The organism is Paenibacillus glycanilyticus NBRC 16618 (assembly GCF_004000805.1).
Classification (GTDB): domain Bacteria; phylum Bacillota; class Bacilli; order Paenibacillales; family Paenibacillaceae; genus Pristimantibacillus; species Pristimantibacillus glycanilyticus.
The window spans coordinates 119,320-141,817 of record NZ_BILY01000004.1 but is presented as its reverse complement, the minus strand read 5'-3'; the positions used below and the strand labels follow the sequence as shown (position 1 = coordinate 141,817).

At 53.0% G+C, this 22,498-nt stretch carries 16 protein-coding genes; 6 read left to right on the top strand and 10 right to left on the bottom strand.

Translation table 11 applies throughout. From position 1 onward, the window contains the following. Nucleotides 1–9: 9 nt before the first annotated feature. From PGL01S_RS04270 to PGL01S_RS04255, 4 genes are all read left to right on the top strand, one after another. Nucleotides 10–1,146, top strand: coding sequence for a bifunctional cystathionine gamma-lyase/homocysteine desulfhydrase (locus PGL01S_RS04270; RefSeq protein WP_127491758.1), 1,137 nt, complete (start codon nucleotides 10–12; stop codon nucleotides 1,144–1,146). Nucleotides 1,147–2,001: 855 nt separating this feature from the next. Then, nucleotides 2,002–3,768, top strand: coding sequence for a sensor histidine kinase (locus PGL01S_RS04265; RefSeq protein WP_127491756.1), 1,767 nt, complete (start codon nucleotides 2,002–2,004; stop codon nucleotides 3,766–3,768). Nucleotides 3,769–3,773: 5 nt separating this feature from the next. After that, nucleotides 3,774–5,297, top strand: a complete 1,524-nt coding sequence (locus PGL01S_RS04260; RefSeq protein WP_127491754.1) for a response regulator — start codon at nucleotides 3,774–3,776, stop codon at nucleotides 5,295–5,297. After that, nucleotides 5,290–6,600 (top strand): ABC transporter substrate-binding protein, encoded by a 1,311-nt coding sequence (locus tag PGL01S_RS04255; RefSeq protein ID WP_127491752.1) that lies wholly within the window; start codon nucleotides 5,290–5,292, stop codon nucleotides 6,598–6,600. Before PGL01S_RS04260 ends, PGL01S_RS04255 begins: the two co-directional genes overlap by 8 nt. A 56-nt stretch (nucleotides 6,601–6,656) precedes the next feature. Here PGL01S_RS04255 and PGL01S_RS04250 read toward each other — a convergent pair whose 3' ends face one another. The 3 genes from PGL01S_RS04250 to PGL01S_RS04240 all read right to left on the bottom strand — a co-directional run bounded on the left by PGL01S_RS04250 (nucleotide 6,657) and on the right by PGL01S_RS04240 (nucleotide 9,944). Then, on the bottom strand, nucleotides 6,657–7,487 hold the full coding sequence (locus tag PGL01S_RS04250) for a carbohydrate ABC transporter permease (protein WP_127491750.1): 831 nt from the start codon (nucleotides 7,485–7,487) through the stop codon (nucleotides 6,657–6,659). Further along, nucleotides 7,487–8,368: a carbohydrate ABC transporter permease gene (locus PGL01S_RS04245; RefSeq protein WP_015846648.1), complete on the bottom strand. Its 882-nt coding sequence runs from the start codon at nucleotides 8,366–8,368 to the stop codon at nucleotides 7,487–7,489. Before PGL01S_RS04245 ends, PGL01S_RS04250 begins: the two co-directional genes overlap by 1 nt. A gap of 196 nt (nucleotides 8,369–8,564) precedes the next feature. Next, nucleotides 8,565–9,944: an ABC transporter substrate-binding protein gene (locus PGL01S_RS04240; RefSeq protein ID WP_127491748.1), complete on the bottom strand. Its 1,380-nt coding sequence runs from the start codon at nucleotides 9,942–9,944 to the stop codon at nucleotides 8,565–8,567. Nucleotides 9,945–10,297: 353 nt separating this feature from the next. Between PGL01S_RS04240 and PGL01S_RS04235 the strand changes: the two genes are divergently transcribed. Beyond that, entirely contained in the window at nucleotides 10,298–11,839 is a 1,542-nt protein-coding gene (locus PGL01S_RS04235) for an alpha-L-rhamnosidase-related protein (RefSeq protein ID WP_127491746.1), read from the top strand. A gap of 73 nt (nucleotides 11,840–11,912) precedes the next feature. Here the strand turns inward: PGL01S_RS04235 and PGL01S_RS04230 are convergent, their stop codons facing one another. Beyond that, the gene (locus PGL01S_RS04230; RefSeq protein ID WP_164775377.1) at nucleotides 11,913–14,924 is read right to left on the bottom strand and encodes a glycosyl hydrolase; all 3,012 of its coding nucleotides are present in this window, start codon (nucleotides 14,922–14,924) and stop codon (nucleotides 11,913–11,915) included. A 516-nt stretch (nucleotides 14,925–15,440) separates the two neighbouring features. On the opposite strand from PGL01S_RS04230, the gene PGL01S_RS04225 reads away from it, so the two are divergent. Next, nucleotides 15,441–16,454, top strand: coding sequence for a LacI family DNA-binding transcriptional regulator (locus PGL01S_RS04225; protein ID WP_127491934.1), 1,014 nt, complete (start codon nucleotides 15,441–15,443; stop codon nucleotides 16,452–16,454). Nucleotides 16,455–16,546: 92 nt separating this feature from the next. Here PGL01S_RS04225 and PGL01S_RS04220 read toward each other — a convergent pair whose 3' ends face one another. The 6 genes from PGL01S_RS04220 to PGL01S_RS04195 form a co-directional block, all read right to left on the bottom strand. Beyond that, on the bottom strand, nucleotides 16,547–17,326 hold the full coding sequence (locus tag PGL01S_RS04220) for an ABC transporter permease (protein ID WP_127491742.1): 780 nt from the start codon (nucleotides 17,324–17,326) through the stop codon (nucleotides 16,547–16,549). Then, nucleotides 17,323–18,138 carry an ABC transporter ATP-binding protein gene (locus tag PGL01S_RS04215; protein ID WP_127491740.1) on the bottom strand — a complete coding sequence of 272 codons (816 nt, stop codon included), beginning with the start codon at nucleotides 18,136–18,138 and terminating at the stop codon, nucleotides 17,323–17,325. The genes PGL01S_RS04220 and PGL01S_RS04215 overlap by 4 nt, the downstream gene beginning before the upstream one ends. 13 nt (nucleotides 18,139–18,151) lie before the next feature. Further along, a complete protein-coding gene (locus PGL01S_RS04210) occupies nucleotides 18,152–19,192 on the bottom strand; it encodes an ABC transporter substrate-binding protein (protein ID WP_127491738.1) in 1,041 nt (346 codons plus the stop codon). Between the two features lie 11 nt (nucleotides 19,193–19,203). Then, nucleotides 19,204–20,664: an aryl-sulfate sulfotransferase gene (locus PGL01S_RS04205; protein ID WP_127491736.1), complete on the bottom strand. Its 1,461-nt coding sequence runs from the start codon at nucleotides 20,662–20,664 to the stop codon at nucleotides 19,204–19,206. A 35-nt stretch (nucleotides 20,665–20,699) separates the two neighbouring features. Beyond that, on the bottom strand, nucleotides 20,700–21,254 hold the full coding sequence (locus PGL01S_RS04200; RefSeq protein WP_127491733.1) for a MarR family winged helix-turn-helix transcriptional regulator: 555 nt from the start codon (nucleotides 21,252–21,254) through the stop codon (nucleotides 20,700–20,702). Nucleotides 21,255–21,521: 267 nt separating this feature from the next. Beyond that, on the bottom strand, nucleotides 21,522–22,367 hold the full coding sequence (locus tag PGL01S_RS04195) for a helix-turn-helix domain-containing protein (RefSeq protein WP_127491731.1): 846 nt from the start codon (nucleotides 22,365–22,367) through the stop codon (nucleotides 21,522–21,524). Nucleotides 22,368–22,498 lie beyond the last annotated feature (131 nt).

Sequence of the window (22,498 nt, the reverse complement as noted above, 5' to 3'; positions counted from 1 at the left end):
GGCTTGACGTTGAAGCGATTAACGAAGCTGATTCACGGAGGAACGCCGGTTGATCCGCATACCGGCGCCGTTAACGTACCGATCTACCAGACGAGTACGTATAAGCAGGATGATATTGGCGTACACCGCGGTTACGAGTATTCCCGCACGGGCAATCCGACAAGGCATGCACTGGAGGAGCTCATCAAGGAGCTCGAGGGAGGCGCGCGCGGACTGGCGTTCAGCTCCGGCATGGCGGCGATTCATACGGTGTTGTCACGCCTAGACAGCGGGGACCATCTGCTTGTGACCGACGATGTGTATGGCGGGACGTTCCGGATCGTTACCCGGGTGCTGGCGCGCCTTGGCATTGAGGCCACCTTTGTGGACACGGCAGATCTGGATGCATTAGGTGAGGCAGTGCGACCAAACACAAAAGCTTTGCTTGTTGAGACGCCAACCAATCCGCTGCTGAAGCTGACGGATATCGCGGCGGTTTCCGCGTGGACGAAGTCGCGCGGGTTGTTGTTTATTGTAGACAATACGTTTGGCACGCCGTATTGGCAGACGCCGATTGCGTTAGGCGCGGATGTCGTGGTCCATTCGGCGACCAAATATTTGGGCGGGCATAGCGACGTTGTTGCGGGGCTGGTCGTTACGGCGGACGAGAAGCTTGGCGAAGAGCTGCATTATATTCAGAATGCCGTTGGCGGCGTGCTTGGTCCGCATGATTCCTGGCTGTTGATCCGCGGCATGAAGACGCTAGGTCTTCGCATGGAAGCGCATGAGGCCAATGCGCGCGAGATCGCGGCGTTTCTTGCGGAGCATCCGGCTGTCCGGAAGGTCTACTATCCCGGGCTGCCGGACCATCCGCAGCATGAGCTGGCGAAGCGGCAGGCGCTTGGCTTCGGCGGGATGATCTCGTTTGATGTGGGAAGCAACGAGAAAGCAGCGGAGGTGCTGCGTAAGGTTCGGTACTTTACGCTAGCCGAAAGCCTCGGCGCCGTGGAAAGCCTCATCTCCGTTCCGGCCCGGATGACGCATGCGTCCATCCCGAAGGAACGGAGAGAGCTGCTTGGCATCACGGACGGTTTGATCCGCATCTCGGTTGGCATCGAGGACCGGGAGGATCTGATCTCTGATCTGGCTCAGAGCCTGGAAGGCTAGTAAAGCCGGTTCCGCTCCGATCGTACCGATCTTGCTTGAAGCCGCTCGCAGCACGAAATTCCCTCTACATCGACGCAGTGTCTCCAGATACGACCCCTAACTAACTAGAGTCCCGGCTCATCAACGGTCTTAACGATGTCGCACATCGTTAAGACCAGCGCAACTGACCAGCCCGAGCACCTTAACGATGCCGCACATCGTTAAGCGCATCAAAAACAGCGAAAAACCAGCCTCTAGGGCTGTTTTTCGGAACCTTAACGATGCGGCGCATCGTTAAGCCCAGCGCAGCTTGCAAATCCGGACACCTTAACGATGTCGCACATCGTTAAGCGCATCAAAAACAGCGAAAAACGAGCCCCTGGGGCTGTTTTTCGGAACCTTAACGATGCGCCGCATCGTTAAGCCCAGCGCAACAGGCAAATCTGGGCACCTTAACGATGCCGCACATCGTTAAGCGCACCAAAACAGCAAAAAACGAGCCCCTAGGGCTGCTTTTCGGAACTTAACGATGCGGCGCATCGTTAAGCCCTCTCCGAATGGGTAAGCCAATATAGCAAAAGAGGCTGTGCAGAGCTTACCTGCACAGCCTCTTTTGCTATGCGGCCACCTCCCACAAGTATTTTCTTGGTTATTGTTCTTTATTTGACAGGTAAGGGGATTCCTACGAGCAACGGCGATCGGAAGAACATAAAAACACGCAGTTTGCTCTTTAACCTAGGTAAGCTCAAATAAATACAATCCAAAAAATCCTGACACCCCACCTAAAAAAATGCGCCGTGATAAACGTCCCAAATTTCGTTTACAATGAAGGAAACATCTTATCGGGCCGGATCGGCGGCCAAGGAGCCAAAGCGGATGCGATCCTTTTCCTTATCCTCGCTTCTAAGGCAGTACCGTCCCCGCAGACTTCGCACCCGAATTCTGCTGGCCGTAGTGTTATTGTCGGTGCCGCCGTTAATCATTCTAGGATATATTTCCTTTAATATTTCGAAAAATACAATCGTGCATAACCATCTGGACAACAACAAGCATAATCTGCAGGCGGCAAGCGAAGTGGCGGATCTTCTGTTCCGGAACGTCATTAACATGCACCGGCTTATTCTCGCCAACGATCAGCTACGCGAAGAGTTGAAGGCAAGCGCGGCGGACGAAAGCCACGTGCTCGATATCCGGACCGCCAACCGCTTGCAAAATCTCGTTGTGCGCAACTTAATCGATACCCGCCACATCGACTCTATCTGCTTGTTTGACCGGGGCTTTCATTCCGTCTGTTACGGCAGCGTTGAAGCAAACGCGGGAATCTATGACGATGAGACAAGCCGTTCGGTGATAGGGCAGACGGATTGGTACAAGCGCGCGGAAGCGGCGAACGGCAGAGAAGTATTTTTCAGCTACAATGTCCTTCAGTCCATTAATTCGGGGAATGCCGGGACCTCGTTCTCCAGCGTGAAGCTGCTTCGCGATCCGGCAAGTTTCCGCGTCATCGGGCTGCTTATTATTAATTTGAAGAAAACGATATTCGAGCAGGCGATGGGGGACGACGGGGATTTTATTGTGCTGGATACCACAGGAAAGTTTTCCCGCAGCGTCTATGCCCAGAACGCTTCGATTGAGCATTTGATCGACCGCGAGGTTGGCGAAGACAGCGTCCTGCGCGAGCTGCATCAGCATGGTTATTTGACGGTTGGCTACCGCAACGCAACGACCAATTGGACCTTCCTTCATATCGTCAAAACTAACGTGCTGCTGCAGGATTCCAACCGGATCGGTACGGTAACGATGCTTATTGCGGGCTTTATCGCGCTTATTGCGATTATTCTGTCCATGTTTGTATCCGGAAGCATTACGCGGCCGCTCTTGCAGCTGAAAAAAATGATGGTGGACTGGTCAAAAGGTTCAGGCGCCTCGGTTCAGGTTATTTCCTTCGAAGAAGACGAGGTCGGGGCGATTGGCGAGACGTTCCGCAAGATCTCATCCGAGAATAAACAGCTGAACGAAAGGCTTATCCATTCGCGGCTAAAGGAGAGGGAAGCGGAGCTGAGGACGCTGCAGGCGCAGATTAAGCCTCATTTTCTCTATAACACGCTGGATTCGATCTATTGGATGGCTATTTTGCAAAACAACGCGGATATCGCCAAGATGACGGTTGCTCTGTCGGAGAGCTTTAAGATCAGCCTGAACAAAGGGAAGGAAACGATTCCGGTGTTCAAGGAGCTCCAGCATATCGAGCATTACATGACGATACAGAATCTCCGCTATAAGTCGCGGTTCCACTATATCGTTGATGTCGAGCAGGGACTGATGAGCATTGAGATTCTGAAGCTGATTTTGCAGCCGCTTGTCGAGAACGCCATCTACCACGGCCTGGAGCCCAAGGTTGGAGAAGGAACGATCAGGCTGACGGGTAGAATGGAGGATGGCACGGCTGTCTTTACGGTGGAGGACGACGGCGTTGGGATGGAGGATATCCAGGCAACGGAAACCGGGTACGGACTTGTCAACGTCAGGGAACGAATCATGCTCTACTATGGTCACAGAAGCTCGCTAACCGTTCGCAGCGAACCGGGGAAAGGAACAATCGTCGAGATCCGGTTCCGGCCAAATGAAATCAGAGAGGGTTGAGAGTCATGTTAAAAGCCGTTATTTTCGACGACGAGTATATCGTTACAGAGGGGCTTCAGATGATGGTTGACTGGTCCCGTTACGGCATAGAGCTGGCCGGTACGGCCGCCGACGGTCTCTCCGCTCTGCAGATGGTCCGGGAGCTTCAGCCCGATATCGTGATGACGGATATCCGCATGCCTGGCTTAACCGGATTGCAGCTGATTGAAGAGATTGCGAAGGAAATGCCGGATACCGCGTGTATCGTGTTCAGCGGCTTTAACGAGTTCGAATATATACGCAAGGCGCTAAAGCTTGGCGTGATTGATTATTTGGATAAGCCCATTACGCTTGAAAAAGTCGACGAAGCGATCGGCCGGACTATTGCCCGCATCGGCCATCAACTGGAGCATACGCAGCTGAAATCCCAAGTAGCCGCCAATAAAGAAGCTTTGCTGGAGAAGGCAACGCTTGATTTGCTGCTGCTTGGGGAGCAAGCCGTCGCCGATTGGAAGAAGGCGTTCGGGGAAGCTGACGCCAACCGGGTGAAAGGCGTCACCGTGTTTGCGGCTACGGGCAATACGGAACGGCTCGAAGAGCATCCGTCTTACCGATTGGTTTCTTTCTCATACGGAAAAGAGTGGGTGAGCGTCGCTTTTCATTACGATTTGCCGGCAGATCTGCTATGGGAACAGCTGACGCTCCGTTCACCGCAAATGGAGGAGTCGATTGGCTCCGGGCAGACCTATGCCGACGCGGCAGATGCAGCCAAAAGCTACAATGAAGCGGTACGCGCTCTCAGGTACGCCGTTTTTCTGGAGGAGAAAGGCTGGACCCGGTTCGAGCATGCGGAGGACAGCTTTCCGCATGGCTTAACCGGGTGCGAAGAAGAAATCGTCTTCAACATGCGAACAGGCAATAAGGAGGGCTTGCTGCGCCTATTGGATGAATACAAGCATTGCATGGAGGCCGAGCGGCTCAGTCCCGAGTCAGTCGAGCAGGAGGTTCTCAAGCTGGCTTATATCGGGTATCAGGTAGCCAAGGAATCCGGCGGGGATATGAAGCAGCAGGCAATTGTGCCGTACCGGGAGCTTGGCGAGATGTCGTCGAGAGACCGGATGTTCGAATGGCTTCGGGAGCAAATGGAGCTGCTCCATAACTTTATGAGGGAAGACAAGCATGCCGCGAAGCATAATGCGGTGGAGAAGGCGCTTGCTTTTATCGAGAAGCACTATCTGGAGTCGTTCACCCTGCAGGAGGTGGCCGAGCATGTCGGCATGAATGCCACCTATCTCAGCCTGCTGTTTAAGGAAAAGGTAGGAACCTCATATATTAAATACGTCACCAAGCTGCGGATGGAGCAGGCGAAGATACTGCTGCACAAAGGCATGCTGGTCAACGATGTGAGCAAGAAGGTAGGCTATTATAATTACAGGCATTTTACGGAGCTGTTCAAGAAATACGCGGGTGTAACGCCGGGGCAATTCCGTGAAGGGCATGTCGGCGGCAAAACGCATGAGCCAGCGCAGGAGGTGGAGCAGCATGAGTAGGCCGGCCGCGGCAATAGGCCTAATAACCGCGTTATGCGTATTTCTCGTATCCTGCTCGAGCGGCGGCTCGTACGGAACCAATGATGAGCAAATTACGGATCCGACCCGGGTTATTCATTATGTATCATCGGATCTGGAAGAGCAGCAGCCCCGGATTATCAGCGAGCAGGCTCGCGAATACGAGAAGCAGCATCCCAACATTAAATATGAATTCGAGAACGTCAACACCTCGGACCTCGTTCAGAAAATCCAGCTGTTAGCGGCAAGCAACGACCTGCCGGAGGTCTTCTCCTACGAATCGGGCAGACCGCTTGAACAGCTGGCGGATAACGGATTTATTTTGGATATCGAGAAGGTATTCCGCGAGCTCGGCTTGCAAAACGAATTAAATCCGGCAGCCGTGAAGCTGCTAAAGTCGATGGTCCGGGATAAAGGGCTGTACGCATTGCCTCTAGAGATTAATATCGAGGGCTTCTGGTACAATAAAAATCTATTCGACAAGTATGGCCTGGCTGTCCCGGAGACCTGGGATGATCTCCTCCAAGCGGCGGAGGTATTGCAGTCGCATGGCGTTCAGCCCTTCTCGCTGGCTGGCGGCAATAAATGGCCAATCACCCGGCTCATTAACAGCTATGTGATCCGGGTATACGGCTATGACGCGATGCAGCGGGTAGCCCGCAAGGAGCTGAAGGTAACGGATCCGGGCTTTGTTAAAGCGGCCGATACGATTCAGCAGATGGCCCAGCTTGGTTATTTCGGCAGGCATGTGAACACAACCGAGACGGACGAAGCGACAACGATGTTCCTCGAAGGGAAAACCGCCATGTATTACACGGGAAGCTGGAGTCTCAGGGATTTTAACAGCACGATCCGAAACAAGATCGGAACGGATGCCATCGGATTGTTTAACATTCCTTTGGTGAAGGGCGGAGCTGGAACGAAGGATGACTGGCTGATGAACGCGGGGCTGATCACTTCATTATCGGCGGCAGCGTATGACGATACGATGAAGGATTGGCTGAAAGCGGTGTTTACCGGCTACGGGGACAAGGCGATGCAGGAATACGGCGTAATTTCCGGCTTTAACGTGCAGAATATGCCTGACGATGAGCCTAAGCTGACGCAAATGGCGCAGGAGACCATCGATAGCGTCAAGAACGGCGCTTTATGGTTTGAGGCTTTATTCGATGCCGATACGCAGACGGTTGCCTGGAATAACGCCCAGCTCTTGATTGCAAGCAAAGATTATACGGGGAAGATGTATATGCAGGACTTGCAGGCGGCATTAGACAAGCAGCAATAAATTGGAATGGGAAATCCCGCAGACCTGATTTTGGTTTGCGGGATTTGTTGCGCTTATTAGCCTTTTACCGCACCGGCCGTCATGCCGGCAACGATTTTTTTGTTGAAAAAGATAAACAGAATAAGCGGCGGGAGAGAGATCAGAATAATATCCGCGAACAGCAGATTCCAGGACGTATTGTACATGCTGGTGAAGTTGTACAGGGTCAGCTGGATCGTAGCGTTTTTGGCACCCGGGAAGAAGTAGAGCGGATTCACGAAGTCGTTGTAAATGCCAACCGACGACAGCACGATAACCGTTGAGGTTACCGGCATAAGGAGCGGCAAAATCATCTGGAAAAACATCCGCATGCTGCCGCAGCCGTCCACGATAGCCGCTTCGTCGATTTCCCTCGGGATTGTCGCCATAAAGCTGCGGTACAGCATAACGGCGAACGAAATGCCAAGCGCAACCTCGACGAGGACTATTCCGGACATCGTCTTGAACAGATGGATCGAGTCCAGCACCCAGATCGTTGGTACGACGGCGGGAGGAATCATAAGGCCGGCCAACACAAGAAACTGAATGATGCCCGACCAACGGTCATTGCGGCGCTGCAGCACGTAACCGGTCATTGCGCTGACCACCACGAGGATAGCGATCGACAGCAGCGTGATAAGCGTACTGTTCACGAAGGACCGGATCACCATATGGTCTTGCGCGATAAGAACTTCCTTATAGTTCGACCATTGAAGGGACGTTGGCCAGCTTAGATCAAGCTGAGCGGCGTCCGTTTTATTTTTAAGCGAGTTGACAATGACAAAACAGAACGGGACCCAGAAAATAACGATGGACAAGACAATCGCGATAACCTCGAAAACGATTCGTTTCGTGCCTTTCAGCTTCATTAAAGATCAACCTCCCTTTTGGACAGAAGCTTAAGCAGAGGGAAGGCCAGCAGGGATACGCCGATAAAAAGAATCACGTTGCCCGCCGTTGAGAGGCCGTAGAAGCCGCCTTGATATTGTTTATAAATGATAGAAGCGATCAAGTCCGTGCTGAAGCCTGGCCCGCCTTTGGTCATCGCCCATACGAGGTCGAAGGAACGAAGTCCTCCGATAAAGGCAAGGATAATAACCGAGTTCATCGCGGGTGCCACAAGCGGATTCGTAATATGCTTGAACCGGTCCCAGGCGTTGCCGCCGTCGATCTGAAGCGCTTCGTAATATTCTTCGGGAATGGACATAATGCCCGCGATAAAAATAACAGTAGCCATGCCAACGCCCTTCCACACGTCAACGAAAGCGACGGACAAGAGGGCGATACTCGTGTCGCCAAGCCAGTCGGGACCAACGATGCCCGCAAGCGCCAGGCTTTTATTAATGAGGCCTTGCGTCGGATGCATCATGCTGCTGAACGCGATGCCTACGGCAATGGTAGAGAGCAGCGTCGGGAAGAAAACGACGGAGCGAAGATAGCCTTTGATCCGGAGACCGGACGTCAGTGCCACCCCCAGCAAGAGTCCGAATACGACCTTAAGGCCGCAGGTTACAACCGCATAGATCAAGGTGTTGCGGAAGCCGATATTAAGCGACGATTCCGAGAAAAACGTCTTATAGTTGTCCAGGCCGATGAAATCCCAGTCCACCAGATCCCATCTCGTCATACTGAAGAAGAAGGACATGATGGTGGGCAAGAGGAACAGCACGAAATAAATAATGCCCGCGGGCAGCAAAAACTTGTACGTATAAAACCTTTTGGAAGCCTTTGTTAGGGAAGCCTTCTGCATGGTGAATCTCTCCCATCTTACTATCTTTGCAAAAAGCCCTGTCCTGCCTTAAGGAGCAGGGCAGGGCTGCTATGACTGCCTACCACATCAGAAAATATAAGTATTTCGAGCTCGAAATACTCATTTTCTGATTGGCGATAAAACTACCATTGAAACGCGGTCGCTCATCTTCGGATGACTTCGATATAAGGTTTTATCACCAGCCTGCGATGCCAAGCTGCTTCGCTTGCTTCTCGACGTCTTTGTCATACGCTTTGGCATTGTCCTCCGGCGACTTCATGCCTGCGCCGACTTCAACCGTCAGCTGCGGCAGGCTTGGTCCTTTGAGCGGGGACAGGAACTCAAGGGCAGGCGCGTTGTTGCCGTTATCGAAGTAAGGCATCATTTCTTTGACGCCGGCGTAAGCATCGTTCGGCAGCGTTGCGCCTTTGATCACGTAAGGACCTTCCGGTTTTGCTTTTGTTGCCAGGAGGGCCATGCCTTCGGGCGAAGCGAAGAAGTTGATCCATTTTTTCGCGGCTTCCACGTTTTTGCCGTCCTTATAGATCGCGATTCCGGCAGGCATCCATACGGTCAGAGCGGTTTTGTCCGCGCTGTCGGCAGGCTGGGCGAATACGCCGATATCGTCGATTTTGTCCGGGTACGTTGCAAAAATATTCGAGAGAGCGAAGGTCAGCATCGGATACTGAACGCCAGTGCCGTCAACGAGCATTTTGAGCGCCTGGTCATACGTGGTGGCGAGGTAATCCTTGTTCATGTAATCCTTCATCTCGGCAAGCTTCTGGAAGCTGCGCAGAGCGGCAGGCGTATCGGCGAATTTCGCTTTGTTGTTCGTAAAATCATCGGCAAACGTTGGAGCGTCAGCCGTTACGTTAGCGTAGTCGGCCAGTACGATCAGCTGGGAGGTCCAGCTGTCCTTGTAGGAGCCGATGACCGCTGTTTTGCCCGCTGCTTTGATCTTCTCGTTATTGGCTTTCAGCTCATCCCAGGTTTTCGGAACGGATAAGCCAAGCTCCGCATAAACCTTTTTGTTGTAGAGCCAAGCCCCCGCCTGCGATGCGCCGCTTGGCGCCGCATACGTTTTGCCGTCAACGCTGACGGTTGGCAGGAAGGAATCCACAACGTTTTGCATAAACGGTTCGCTTGTCAGGTCAAGGAAATATTTCTCGGGCTGCAGCGCTTTGAACAGGGAGCCGGAGTTATAGAAGCTCAGGTCATCCATTTCGCCGGTTGCCAGTCTTGTTTTTACGAGGTTGTCGCCTTCGTCGCCGCCCGGGCGGAGGTCGAATTCGGTTTTGATGTTATAGCGCTTCTCGATTTCGTCGGCTACCGCTTTAATGCCTTCCGTAGAAGTCTGGTTGTCGATCATCAGCTTCAGCGTGACCGGCTTCTCGTAGCGTTCGGATGAGGCGTCGCTTGTTGCCGCCGGCGATTCGGTTGCTGCGTCCGGGGATTTATTCGCATTAGCGTTCGCTGCGTTGCCGTTATTATTGTTGCTGCCGCATGCCGTCAAAGCGGATGTAAGAAGCACGGCTCCTGTCAGGGCCAGAATTGTTTTCTTTTTAGATTGTGCCATTCAGATATACCCTCCTTGTTATGTTCGAGCGTAATCAAGCTGTTCCATTCGTTAGCGGTTCGGGTTTCCGGAGCCCTGTGGACCTAAGTGTAAAGGCTTTCATGACGGCTTGATAAGCGCTGCTTTTTTTGGCTCCCGTCTGATTTTTTTTGACAGTGCAGTAACGGCGCGGGGTATCGCGGGGCGATCCAAATTAATCGTACGCGGAACCCAAAAATCGCTGACATCCAGGCAAGGAGCATCTAAAAAAATCGGATGCGCATCCAAAAAGGCCGTCCTTGCTGGAAACGATGCAAGCGCATACGATTGAAGGTATAAGAAGGTAAGGCAGCAGGATACGGGAGGGTTTATAGATGTTAATCAATCAAACGATGGTCGATAAAGCCGAAGCGTTAATACCCGAATTAATGACAAGCGTGGTTGAGCCGAAATCCGTTGTTGAAATTGCGGCGGATGTGGAGGCTTTTCAAGGCTGGCGTGTCGAGCAGGCGGAGGATCAAGCTTGGAAGGAACGGGTGCTCGGAAAAGGAGACAATTTTATTCTGGACTTTGGGGATCACCTTGTTGGTTATGTGAGCTTGAAGGTCAAGTCCGTCGGCAGCCCGCCGGATGCACCGTTAAAGCTGAAGCTGACGATAGGGGAAATGCCCTGCGAGATTGCGGAGCCTTTTGAGACGTACAACGGCTGGCTGAGCAGCTCCTGGCTGCAGGAGGAGACGATCTTTATTGACGTGCTTCCCGCGGAAATCAAGCTGCCAAGACGGTATACGTTCCGTTATATCAAAGTGGAAGTTCTGGATACGTCGAAAAAATATAACGTGTCATTCGAGCAGGTAGCATGCACGGCGGTTACTTCCGGCGATATCGCCCGCGTTGTGCCGCTGCCGGGAAGCGTATCCGGTGAATGGTCGGAGATGGACCGCATTGCGGTCAAGACGCTGCAGGACTGCATGCAGACCGTATTTGAGGACGGGCCGAAGCGGGACCGCAGGCTGTGGATCGGAGATTTGAGGCTGCAGGCGCAGGCGAATTATTTGACGTTTAACAACCATGAACTGGTGAAGCGCTGCTTGTATTTGTTTGCCGGCATGCGGCTCCCGGACGGTGCGGTTGGGGCTTGCGTCTTTGAGAAACCGCATGCTCATGCGGATGATACAAGACTCTATGATTATGCGCTGTTTTTCGTGGCTTGCTTGTACGACTATTATGAGGCATCCGGGGACAAAGAAACGCTAGAAGAGCTCTGGCCGATTGCTATGGAGCAGCTGGAGATTGGCGTGGAGAGGCTGGATGAGCGGGGAATCGTGCGTGATGACGAGACCTGGTGGAGCTTTATCGACTGGCATCCGGAGCTGAACAAGCAGGCGCCATCGCAAGGCGTATTGATCTATTGCCTGAAGCGCGGCCTGGAGCTGGCCCGCACTCTTGGTCTGGCAGACAAGCAGCAGTATATAAAAGAACAGATTGCACGGACGGCTGAGGCGGCTGTTACTCAATTATGGGATGAGGACGCGGGCTTCTTCGTCAGCGGCTCCGATCGCCAGATTTCTTGGGCATCCCAAATCTGGCTAGTTCTCGCGGACGTATTGCCGGCGGAGGATAACGTTGCGTTGTTGGAGCGCCTGTTTGAGGAGCAGCCGGTGATCGGAATGACAACGCCGTATATGTACCACCATCTGATCGAGGCCTTGTTCACGGTTGGCAGCAGGGAGAAAGCCACTCGGCAGATGCAGGCTTATTGGGGCGAGATGATCAAGGACGGCGCGGATACGTTCTGGGAGCTGTACAACCCGGAGGACAAAAAGCTGTCGCCGTACGGCAGCAACCTGATCAACAGCTACTGCCACGCATGGAGCTGCACGCCAACGTATTTTATTCGGAAGTATCTGATTTAGTTGAGCAGCACCAAACAGAGAAAGACCGCTTCGCGGCTGGGTACAAACTACCCGGAGAGAAGCGGTCTCTTCTTTATTTATACGGAATGGTCACGGTAGACTGCTGGCCGTTGGCGCTGCTCGCATTGACGCGAAGCGAGGATGCCCCGTTGCCAATCGCGCTCCACACCTTAATCGTAATGGTGCCATTGTTCATGTTCGCGAAGGAGCCGGTAGCCGAGGTTGGTCCGCCGCCTTGCGTATAATCCTCCCAGCCGGTTACGTCATTGGTCGCGAAGTAACCGTAGGTTTCCACCCTCGTCGCGCTTCCGTTGCCGTTAAAATCATACGTGACCTGTACCTGAACGCCGTTGCCGACGCTAGTCCCGGAGTCCAGGAACAGATGGAAGGCGGTTGCTTTAGTCGCGTCGTAGGTGCCGGTAATGCCGGTAATCGTGTACGTAGTTGGGCTATGCGGATTACCGTCATAGTTTGCTCCGCCCGCACTAGCAATCGTATCGCTTGCTGCCGCCGTTCCTGCCGTAAAGCTTAAGCTGGAGCCCGATCTCGCATAAAGCACATTGCTTGAGAGGGATGCCCCCGCAACGGTGTAACTCGCTGCATTGCTGGTTCCGGCAGAGGTCGTTACGGTTACATTATAGCTTCCTGCCGCAAGACTCGAAGGAACGGTCGCCGTAATGGAAGTGTTCGACCAGCTTGTTACGGCAGCGGCCGCAGAGCCGAACTTAATAGACGATGTACCCTGCGAAGCTCCGAATCCGCTGCCCGTTACGGTAACCGTGCTTCCCGCTGAACCCGAAGAGGGGCTCAAGCTGGTAATTGACGGTCCGCTAGGCGTAACAACCGTTCCAAGCGAGGAAGCGACCGAGCCGGCAGGCACGCTCAAGGTAGCTCCGTCCGAGAACGTAACCGTAATGGCCGAAGTTCCCGGATTGTATGCGACGTAGTTGCGGGTTGAGCCTTTTTTGAATACGCCGTAGGTCGGCACGTTAGCCGTTACGGAAGTATCCACCTGACCAAGCGCCTGCATGTTATACAGGAAGCTGTACGTGTGCGCTTTGGTCTCGCCGTCCTCCGGCGTGTAGTTCGGATTCGCGTTAAACAGGCTGATCGCACCGTCCGCATCATACAAAGCTTGGTACTCCCAGAATATATCCGGCCACATGTTCCAGGCATTGCCCCCGCGTTCGGAGGCTGTCTGCGCCAGGAAGGCTGCGGAATAGGAAGGCTTGTAGCCAAGATACGCGGAAGCTGCGGTTACCGGCAAAATATTAATGCCGCGGATCGCCTGTACGTCCGCCGAGAACCAGGTTGCATAGACGGACTTGCCGCCCCAGATCATCGAGGAGTAGTTGTGGTTATAGCCGCTTTTGAAGTTGGTTCCATCGATATTAAACCAATATTCGTTTACCGCGTTGACCTCGGTCGTGTACAGGTAGATCCCCGCATCGCGGATAGCCGTATTGCCCGTAGCCTGCCCCCACAGGATCATCGCGGACCAAGCATTAATCGCCTCCGATGACGATTCCTGGTTATTGCCGTCCGCAAATTCGGAGTTGCCCGACGCCCAGGAATGGCCGGCATAAGGATCGAAGTTGCGCATGTAAGGGAAGCTGGTGTCGGAGCGGTCCCAGTTGGCGAAATCTTTGATCAGCATATTCACCATGCCGCCGTAGTTAGCGGTTGAAGCCCAGCTTGGATTGTTGCGGGCCACTTCAGCCGCTGCGCGAACCCAATAGCCGTAGTGGAAGTGATGGTCGTTCAAGGAATCATTCGAACCATAGCTGGCCGGGTAGCCGATAAGGGTGCCCCAATTGCTGTTGTAGTAGAACAGGTTGTTGGTTTTTGTCCCCGCAGTCAAATTGCTGCTCAGCGTTGTCTCGAGATAGTTCTCGAAATTCGCAACGGCTGCCGTGTTGCCAGCCTGCTGGGCGATTGGGAGCAGGTTGGCGATCCGGCCCAAATATTTGCCAAGCCAATACGTATCGGTTGCCCCAACGGTATGGTTCGCTTCGGTCCGGACGGACTCGATATAGTTGTTCAAGGTTGCGTTGTTATAGCTGCCAACGGCAGGCAGGTAAGGGAGAATGCCCTGATAAGTAAGCGATGTTGTAAAAGAGGACCCGGCTACCGTCTTCATCGTTCCCCTCACGCTGTCGTAGGTGTACGGGAGCAGCGAAGTTGATGTATTTTTCCACTGGCTGGGATAAAGCGCCATAATCGTGCCGGTCTGCGTGCCTTCCATAGCTTGCGTTGTGACAGAGTAGGTAGTTGACACCTTGCTGGTCGAAGAGTTGTAGGAGTAGTTCGAAGTTGTATTGGTTACGAAGGAGTAGGCGTATTGCTTATAGGCATTTAGAGTAGCCGCCGTATTGTCAGGAAGAACGGCTACCGAGAAGTAGCTTTTGCCGTTCAACGAGTTGGTAAGCGTAGAGGTTCCAATGCCGGACCAGGTGGAGCCGGTAGGTCCAAATAAACCGTAGTGATGGCCGTTAATCGTTACGCCCAGAACGCTGCTCGAAGCGCTGCCGGACCAGACGGTTGGAGCGGACGGGAAAGTGAGCTTAGGCAGGCCGCCGGCGTATGTACCGTAGATAAACGGCAGGCCGTGTCCGGTTGTAAACCGCATCGTTCCGCCGCTGCTGAACAGCATCGATACCGTCCAGTCGGAAAAGGCGTCTACCTTGGCATCCGGGAAGTTCGACTGGGCGGAATGGCCAAGGGTGAAATCGTTGACGTACGCGCCAAACATGGCGTCCGCGCTGCCGGATTGCACCGGATAGCCGATGCCAAGCCCGTCTGCTTTCGCCTGAACGGCAAGCGGGTGAGGGAACATCACGTCCGAGTAGGCCTTCCAGGCGAGGGAGCTCCACCAGTCATTGGTTGGCATGGCCCCAGTCACATTAGAGGTTTTGTAGATCGTTGCGGGAGGTCCCGTCTGTCCTGCAGGCAGGCTGTTCGTATAGCTTCCCGCGCCTACCGCGATCGTGGCGGCCGCTGCCGGAGAAGTAAACGAGCCTAGTATAGTGAATGCAAATAATGCGGTTAATACCATCCATTTGGTCCATTTCATATCCTTCTTCATCAAGCTCCTCCTCGAAAAAAGGTCTGTGTGTTCTGCATTCTTCACAGCTGCCATAAATCTGTACCCGACTCCCCGGTCAGGCAGCATCGCCTCCCTTCGTAGGTTAAGGACGACAAAAAAAGAAGACCTATTCTCCATAATCCAGTGATTGCGGAACCGTCTTCTGTCGTTTACAGCATGAGATAGATTCTGTGTTTAGATGTCTAAGATGAGGGCAATACGGAAGTGATTGCGATTGATGTGTGTACGAAGCGAAACAAAGAGGAGTGTGGTGATGCGATTTTCGAAAAATTTTCGTGATTGCATCTTGATTATGGTCGCGATCCGTTCATTTGTAAAGAGGAAAGTGGGTAATTTTACAAAAATAGGGCTTAAATCCTGTTTTGATAACGAAAGTTTTCGTAATATCACAAACACAAAACTATGGTATTTCCGAAAAATGACAGGTATGATAGGATGGATAAAAGAAGAGAAGAAGGGCAGATCTGCCCACGGAAGTGAGAGATTACGGTGAAAATAACGATTAAGACAATCGCCGAGCTGGCGGGGGTATCCGTGTCGACCGTCTCTAAAATCGTAAACAACTACAATGATGTCGGCACCGAAACGAGAGAGCGCGTGCTGCGGATTATGGAGGAGCACGGGTATGCGGCCTCCAATTCGTCGAAGGCTCCGAAACGCAAATCGCAGCTGGTCGGCGTTGTGTACGCGGGTAAAATAAATGCCGAGTTCAATCACCTTTTCTTTGTGGATGTAATCAACGCCTTCAAGAAAAGAATCGGTCTGTTAGGGTACGACCTGCTCTTCTTCTCAAATGAGAGACTGGATGATTCGGAAGGGGACTATCTGTCCCGCTGCCGGCATTATCAGGTGGACGGATGCATTATTATTTCCGGCGACGAGATTGACTCGGGCATCGGAGAGCTCGATCAAAGCGAAATTCCGTGCATCGGAATCGATCTTGAGCTGACCGGCAACCGGTCCGGTTACGTCATGTCGGACAACAGCCATATTTCGAACAGGGCTGTGGAGCACTTTTACCTGCAGGGATACAAGGAATTTGGCTTTATCGGCTGCTCGGGGACAAGCCGGATCTCGCAGTTCCGGGAGCAATCGTACAGGGAGGCCTTGCAGCGTTACGGCTTGCCTGTCACGGAGACGTTCTTCCGGAACGGGAGCGACTTTTTCGAGCATTCCGGTTATGAGGCGATGCTGGGGATGATTGAAGCGGGGCAAGTTCCGCGCGCGGTATTCGCGGCTTCCGATCTGCTTGCGATTGGGGCGATTCGGGCAATCAGGGAGAAGGGGCTGAACGTCCCGGGGGATGTTGCCGTTATCGGCTGCGACGATATCGAGGCATGCCAATACATCACTCCTCCGCTGACAACCGTAAGACAGGATAAGGAGAAGATTGGTTTACTGGCGGCTCTAATGCTGTATGACCTGATGAACGGCCAGCTGCAGTCGAGCTCGGTTATGGTTGCGCCGGAGCTGATCGTGCGGCAGAGCTGCGGTGCCGCCGGATCATGAATAAGAGCTGTCTCCAGGTTTCGGTCACGACCGGCCTGGAGACAGCTCTTTTGTTACCGCAATATCTTCGAGAGGCTTCGATAGAGATTTTCTTAGCGGCGGCGAAGGGCCGTCGTGTTAATGACGCCGTACCGGAACAGCAGCTTGCTGCCCAGCCAGCCGACGATGCGGTCGGTCAGGAAGCCCATCAGGCCAAGGCTGATCAATCCGACAAAGATCCAGTCTGTACGGAAGTAAAGTCTGGAGTTCCAGATGAGGAAGCCTACGCCTTCGTTCGCGGCAATCATCTCGGCGCCTATGATTGCCATGTACGAGGTACCCATAGCAAGCCGGATGCCGGTGAAAATATAAGGCGTGGTGGCCGGAATGACGACATGGAGCAAAATCTGCCATTCGGAAGCGCCCATGCTGCGGGCCGAGCGGATCCGGTCCTCTTCAATAGCGAGAACGCCGGTTAACGTATTAATAATGACGATAAATAGGGTCGCGTACATAATGAGAGCAATCTTCGACTGCTCGCCAATGCCGAACCATACGAGGAACAGCGTAATAAACGCGATAGGAGGGATAAACCGGACAAAGTTCAGGAACGGCTCCGCAAAGACGCGGATGGCGGTTACTTTGCCGATGGTAAGTCCAATCGGAATGGCAAGAAGGCTGCCAAGCGCCCAGCCGGCGAATACCCGGTAGAAGCTGATGCCGATATATTTCATTAATGAACCGTCACTGAGCAGCTCCCGCGCTCCTTGCCAGGTAGCGGCAGGACTCGGAATAATCTCAGGACCATAGATCCATGCGCCAACCTGCCAAACGATGAAGGTGATGACCCACAGCAGCGGAATCGTTACCCATTTCTTTTGCAAAACCTTCACGGGTACATGCCTCCTTCCAGCTCGGCGTCAAAGTGAGACTGGATATGGCGCTGAAGCTCGTTCAGCTCCGGGGAGGCCGGATCGCGCGGATAGCCGAGCGGAACCTGATAGATGCTGGAGATCTTGGCATTAGGTCCGGTAGACATAACGGCGATCCGTTGTCCCAGCAGCAGCGCTTCCTGAATATCGTGGGTGACGAAAATCACCGTCTTGCCGGTTTCCCGCCAAATCTGGCTTAATTCCTTCTGCATGATCCGTCTTGTCATGGCGTCCAAGGCGCCAAACGGTTCATCCATCAGCAGAATCGCCGGATCATTGGCTAATACGCGGGCAAGCTGAACGCGCTGCTTCATACCGCCGGACAATTCGCGCGGGAATTTGTTCTCATGGCCGTACAACCCGACAAGCCGGATATAGCGGTCCGATATTTCCTTGCGCTGGTCCTTTGGCATCTTTTTCATTTTCAGGCCGAACTCAACGTTTTGCCGGACCGTCAGCCAAGGGAAGAGGGAGGAGTCCGCCTGCTGGAAGACAACCGCTCTTTCCTTGCCGGGCTTGTCGACTTCATCGTTCCCGACGCGCAGGCTGCCTCCGGTCTTGGAGACAAAGCCTGCGATCATATTGAGCAGCGTGGATTTGCCGCAGCCGCTTGGACCCAGAAGAACGAAAAATTCCCCGCCCTTCACGACCAGATCGATATCTTTGATGATGTAATGAACGGAGCCGCCCGAGCCTGGCTTAACCTCCGAGTAACTCTTGTTGAGCCGTTCGATCGTAATCGTATTTGGAGATGGACTCGTATTCAACACCATTTGTCATCTCTCCTTATTTCTTATAGGTGAACTGATCGGGTACCGCCTGCTGCACGCTATCCAGACTCAGCTTATCGGCGAGGTTGAAGTCGTTCTTAATAATGCCGGCTCCCACCATGTAATTTTTCTGATTCGTAAGGCTGTCGAAGGATTGCTGGGTAAAGCCAACTTTCCAGTTGTTCGTAGCCAAATCCCGGATGGTTGCTTCCTTCGGCTGCTTGGTTTCCGCAAATAGGATGTCGGCTGTTTCGTCCGGATTAGCCGTAATATACTTCGAGGTCTCATCCAAGGCCTTCAGGAAGTTGGCGACCGCCTGCGGATGGTCCTTGATCAAGGAGTTAGGGGCGATAATGGTACCGCCGATCCGAACCGATGTTTTGGACATATCGGTCAGCTCGTGAACGCCTTCAATTGCCTTGAACTTATCGATCAGCGTAGCGCCTATGACCCAGCTGGCGTCGATTTCGCCCTTTTTGAGCGCAACGTAAGCCTCGTCGAAGCCGCCTTGCCCAATCTCCTTCGTATCGGCTACCGCTACGCCGTTATCCTTCAAATAAACATCCCACAAGTAAGGGAGGAACGTGCCGCGAAGGGTGCTTAGCTTTTTGCCCTTTAGATCGGCAGGGGACTGGATTTCATCCCGGACAAACAGCTTCCACTGGGCAGCGGATGCCTCGGTATCCGTGCCAGTCGCGGCAATAATCGAGAAGTCGCCTTTGCTTACCGCGTTCAGCGACGGGAAGTCTGCGCCCCAGCCGATATCCGCCTGCTTGATGAACAAGGAGTTAATACCCTCCGCAGGCGTAGCGAAGGTAATGATGTCGGCATCAATGCCGTATTTCTCGAGGAAGCCTTTGCTCTTCGCTACGCGGAGCACGGGGTTAGTTGCGGTGTCCGCGATTTTAATCTTAATCGGGTCAGCAGCTGCTTCAGCCTGCTGGCTGTTCGCCGAATTCGCTTCAGCCGCTGCCGGCTTATTATTATCCTTGCCGCCGCATGCGGCAAGGGTGAAGGTAACGGCCAGAACCGTTGCGAGAATACCGAACTTTTTCATCTAACTTCGCCTCAGCTTTCTTCTCCGGATTCGGCCGTGCTTGGGTTTTCTTCGACGGTTGCGACGCAGAAGGCGCCTTCGCCGTACTCTCCGGTGCCTACGACCTCCACAACCGAATCGGTTCCTTTTGCCGCTGCGCCCGGCACCCGGTAGTCGGCAACGTCAAGCGGAACAATCGCTTCTTCAACAGGCTTCTCGAGCTGAGGCACCCACTCGTAAGGGACGCGGTAAGCGCGGTAAACCATGTTGGCGTTAATTTTGTTCTTGTAAGGGGAGATGTACTCCCATACCAGTTCATGCTCGCTCGTCACCTCGAAAATCCGGCCGTCGGCGCCTTCGGTAATCAGCGTATTGCCGTTAGGCAGGCGCTGCGCGGAGCTGATGTACGGGCTGTAGAAACGATAGGAATCGAGCGGAGCCATAAAGCCGGCTTCCGTTGGCGTATATTGCCATTCAATCTCGAGAGTGACCGGATTGATCTCGAGAATACGGGAATGATCGCGGACGGCATTTTTGATGCCGTAAGGAGATGCAGGGTTCGGAAGACCGTAGCCGCCCCAGCCGCCGTTATCGAATACAAGCAGATTGCCTTCGCCAGGCAAGCCTTGCGGAATGATATGGGCATGATGCTGACCGATAATCCAGCCCAAATGCTTCACTTCCGGCTTCGAGTAGTCCGGGCCAAGCTGCCAGACGATTTTGCCGGTTTGGCGGTCCGTAATGGCGATAATATTGGATTCTCTCGCATCCCAGATAATGTTGTCCGGGTGGAAGCGCTCGTCGCCGGCATCGTAAAACTTGTTCGGACCTACCCACGACGCGGAGTTGATATGCATCCAGTCGCCGCCCGTATTGCCGCCGAAGTGACGTCCGTTAGGATCGCGGAACAGCACGTTTTTCGCCGCTTCGTCAAAGCCAAGCTCTTCGAAATGATCGCTTACCGCCCATTGCCACAGGATATTGCCTTCCCAGTCCACTTCGAGAATAACGTCGTCAAGCAGCAGTTTATCGGAGATCTCCGGCTTGGTTACGTTGCGGTGAGCAAGAATGAGGGTGCGTCCGCCGTTTGTCTGCGGTTCCTGTCCCGGAGCATAGTAGCCAACCGGATTGCCTTCGCGCTGGTAATCATGATGCGCGCGTGCCATCCACTCCGGCTCGTAGCCCGGATCCTCTATGTATTCGAGGCGGTTGAATTTCCATACGATATTGCCGTTCCAATCCACTTGCACCAGATCGGCTTCATCCTGGAAGCCGTATTTCGGATCGCGTTCCTTCGTGCTGCCTACCACGTAACCGCCCGGCAAAATTTTGTTCGGGAAGCCTCGCAGACCTTTCCACAAGTGAACCTCTTTGCCGCTCATATCAATCAGCAGGGCGCCAACGTTGGCCGCCTGGAAAATCGTATAACCGCTCCATGCTTTCTCGGGCAAATATACCGTTGCCCCGGTTGGATAAATAGTGGGATGTCCCATGCTCAACACTCCTTAAATGAATTGTGATGGTTAAATTAATAATTCAGAAAATAATTTTGATTGGGTTTAGCGGCCGGATTATTTTTTGGTTTTTCTTCCGTTTTCTCTTCCGCATTTTGCTCTTCGTATTCCTTGACCATCGCCATGTAGCGCTCCGAGAAGCCTTCCAGATTGGCATAAATACGCTCGAAAATTTCCTTCTGGCAGGCCAGCTCTACCTCGTTAAAGCTGCCAAACAGGAGACTTACTCCCCGCTTGCCAAGCTCAGGGTACCGATTTAGCAACTGCCGGCCTTCCTCCGTAATGTCCAGCCATACGTTCCTGCGGTCGCCTTGCAGGCGCTGCCGCTCAGCGAAGCCTTTCGCTTCCAGCTTGTCGCATAGAGCCGTGATTGCACCGGAGGTCAGATCGAGCTGCTCCGCCAGGTCTCCAAGCTTCTGCGCGCCGCCCAGCTGAATGCTCCGGAGAATTAGGAAGCCGGGCAGGGCAATGTCCTCCACGGAGATTTTGTCGCGTTCCTTAACGAATCTGCGGACCATTCTCCTGAACAGCCAATCGTTTTCTTCCATTTGGGTTATGAAGTCTTTCATGTTGTTCTCGCGTTACCTCCTAAAAGAATGTTCACTTAAAGTGCCTGATACAGGGCCACTCGTGATGATTCTTGCTTCGAAAGCATAATCCGAAGAAAACAAAAAAGACCGCAACAGACGTCCCGTGATCGGGTACGTGAGTTGGGCCTTTGGTTATCCAATCGGCTTTATGAAATTAGTTCAACGTTAAAAGAATGAACGTTGAAGGATTATGGATTGATATTAACCCCATAATTCCGACAAGTCAAGTGGTATTTAGTAATAATTTTACGCCTTATGCCTTTCCCTGAATTGAAGCGGGGTCATGCCTTCCTGATCGCGAAAGCATTTGCTGAAATAGCTGGTTTGCGAAAAGCCGGTTTCGAGCGCAATAAGCTTCACCGATAGGGCGGTTGAGGCAAGAAGCTGCTTCGCCCGGAGTATACGTGCTTCGGTCAGAAAGTCGGAGAAGGACTTGCCAAAGGTTTGATTAAATTTCCGGCTGAAATAATGGGAGCTGTACCCGGCAATCGCGGCCGCCTGCTCCAGGGTGAAAGGCTGATTGCAATGGGCGCGCACGTAATTGGCAGCCGCCCGGATTTTGTCCGCGGCTTGATGGACGGACACGTTAAGCTGGCTGGCGGTAGTCTGAATTCTGCTGAGCAGCTCGTACAATGTAGAAGCAGCCGCGTATTCGTCATCTACTTCGTAGCTTCTGCCAAGCTCAAGGAGTCGCTCCATCAAGGCTTGAGCAGGGGCAAGATCAGGCAAATGAAAGAGCCAAGGCTCATCGAGACCTTTTCCGTCCAAAAACTCCTCCGGCCTTACGCCATAAAAATGGACCCACCGGATACTCCAGGGCTCCCGGACATCCGAATGATACGTCTGTCTAACGCCGGGGCCGTATAGGAAGCCTTGCCCTTGCGTCAGCTCGTAGGTCATGTTGTCCGTGTGCAGATAACCTTTGCCGGCCAGCACAATGTGCAAGTTGTAATAACGGTCCAGGTTGTTTTCGGTTGTGGCAAATTCACGATTGACGGCATGCTCAGGGAAGTCGCTATAGCCGCCGATGAAGTCGGGAAAGCAGATATGACGGGGGAAAATCGGCTTGGGAAGGAAGATATGTTCTTTCATTTTAATCACCTCAGAATAACGCAATATTTTTATACGATAGGTATTATCAGGAGATAAAACAGTCATTATCAAAAAAATCATATGACAATATTTTAATATAGTTCGCATCTTTTTGTCATATCCTTCTGCCC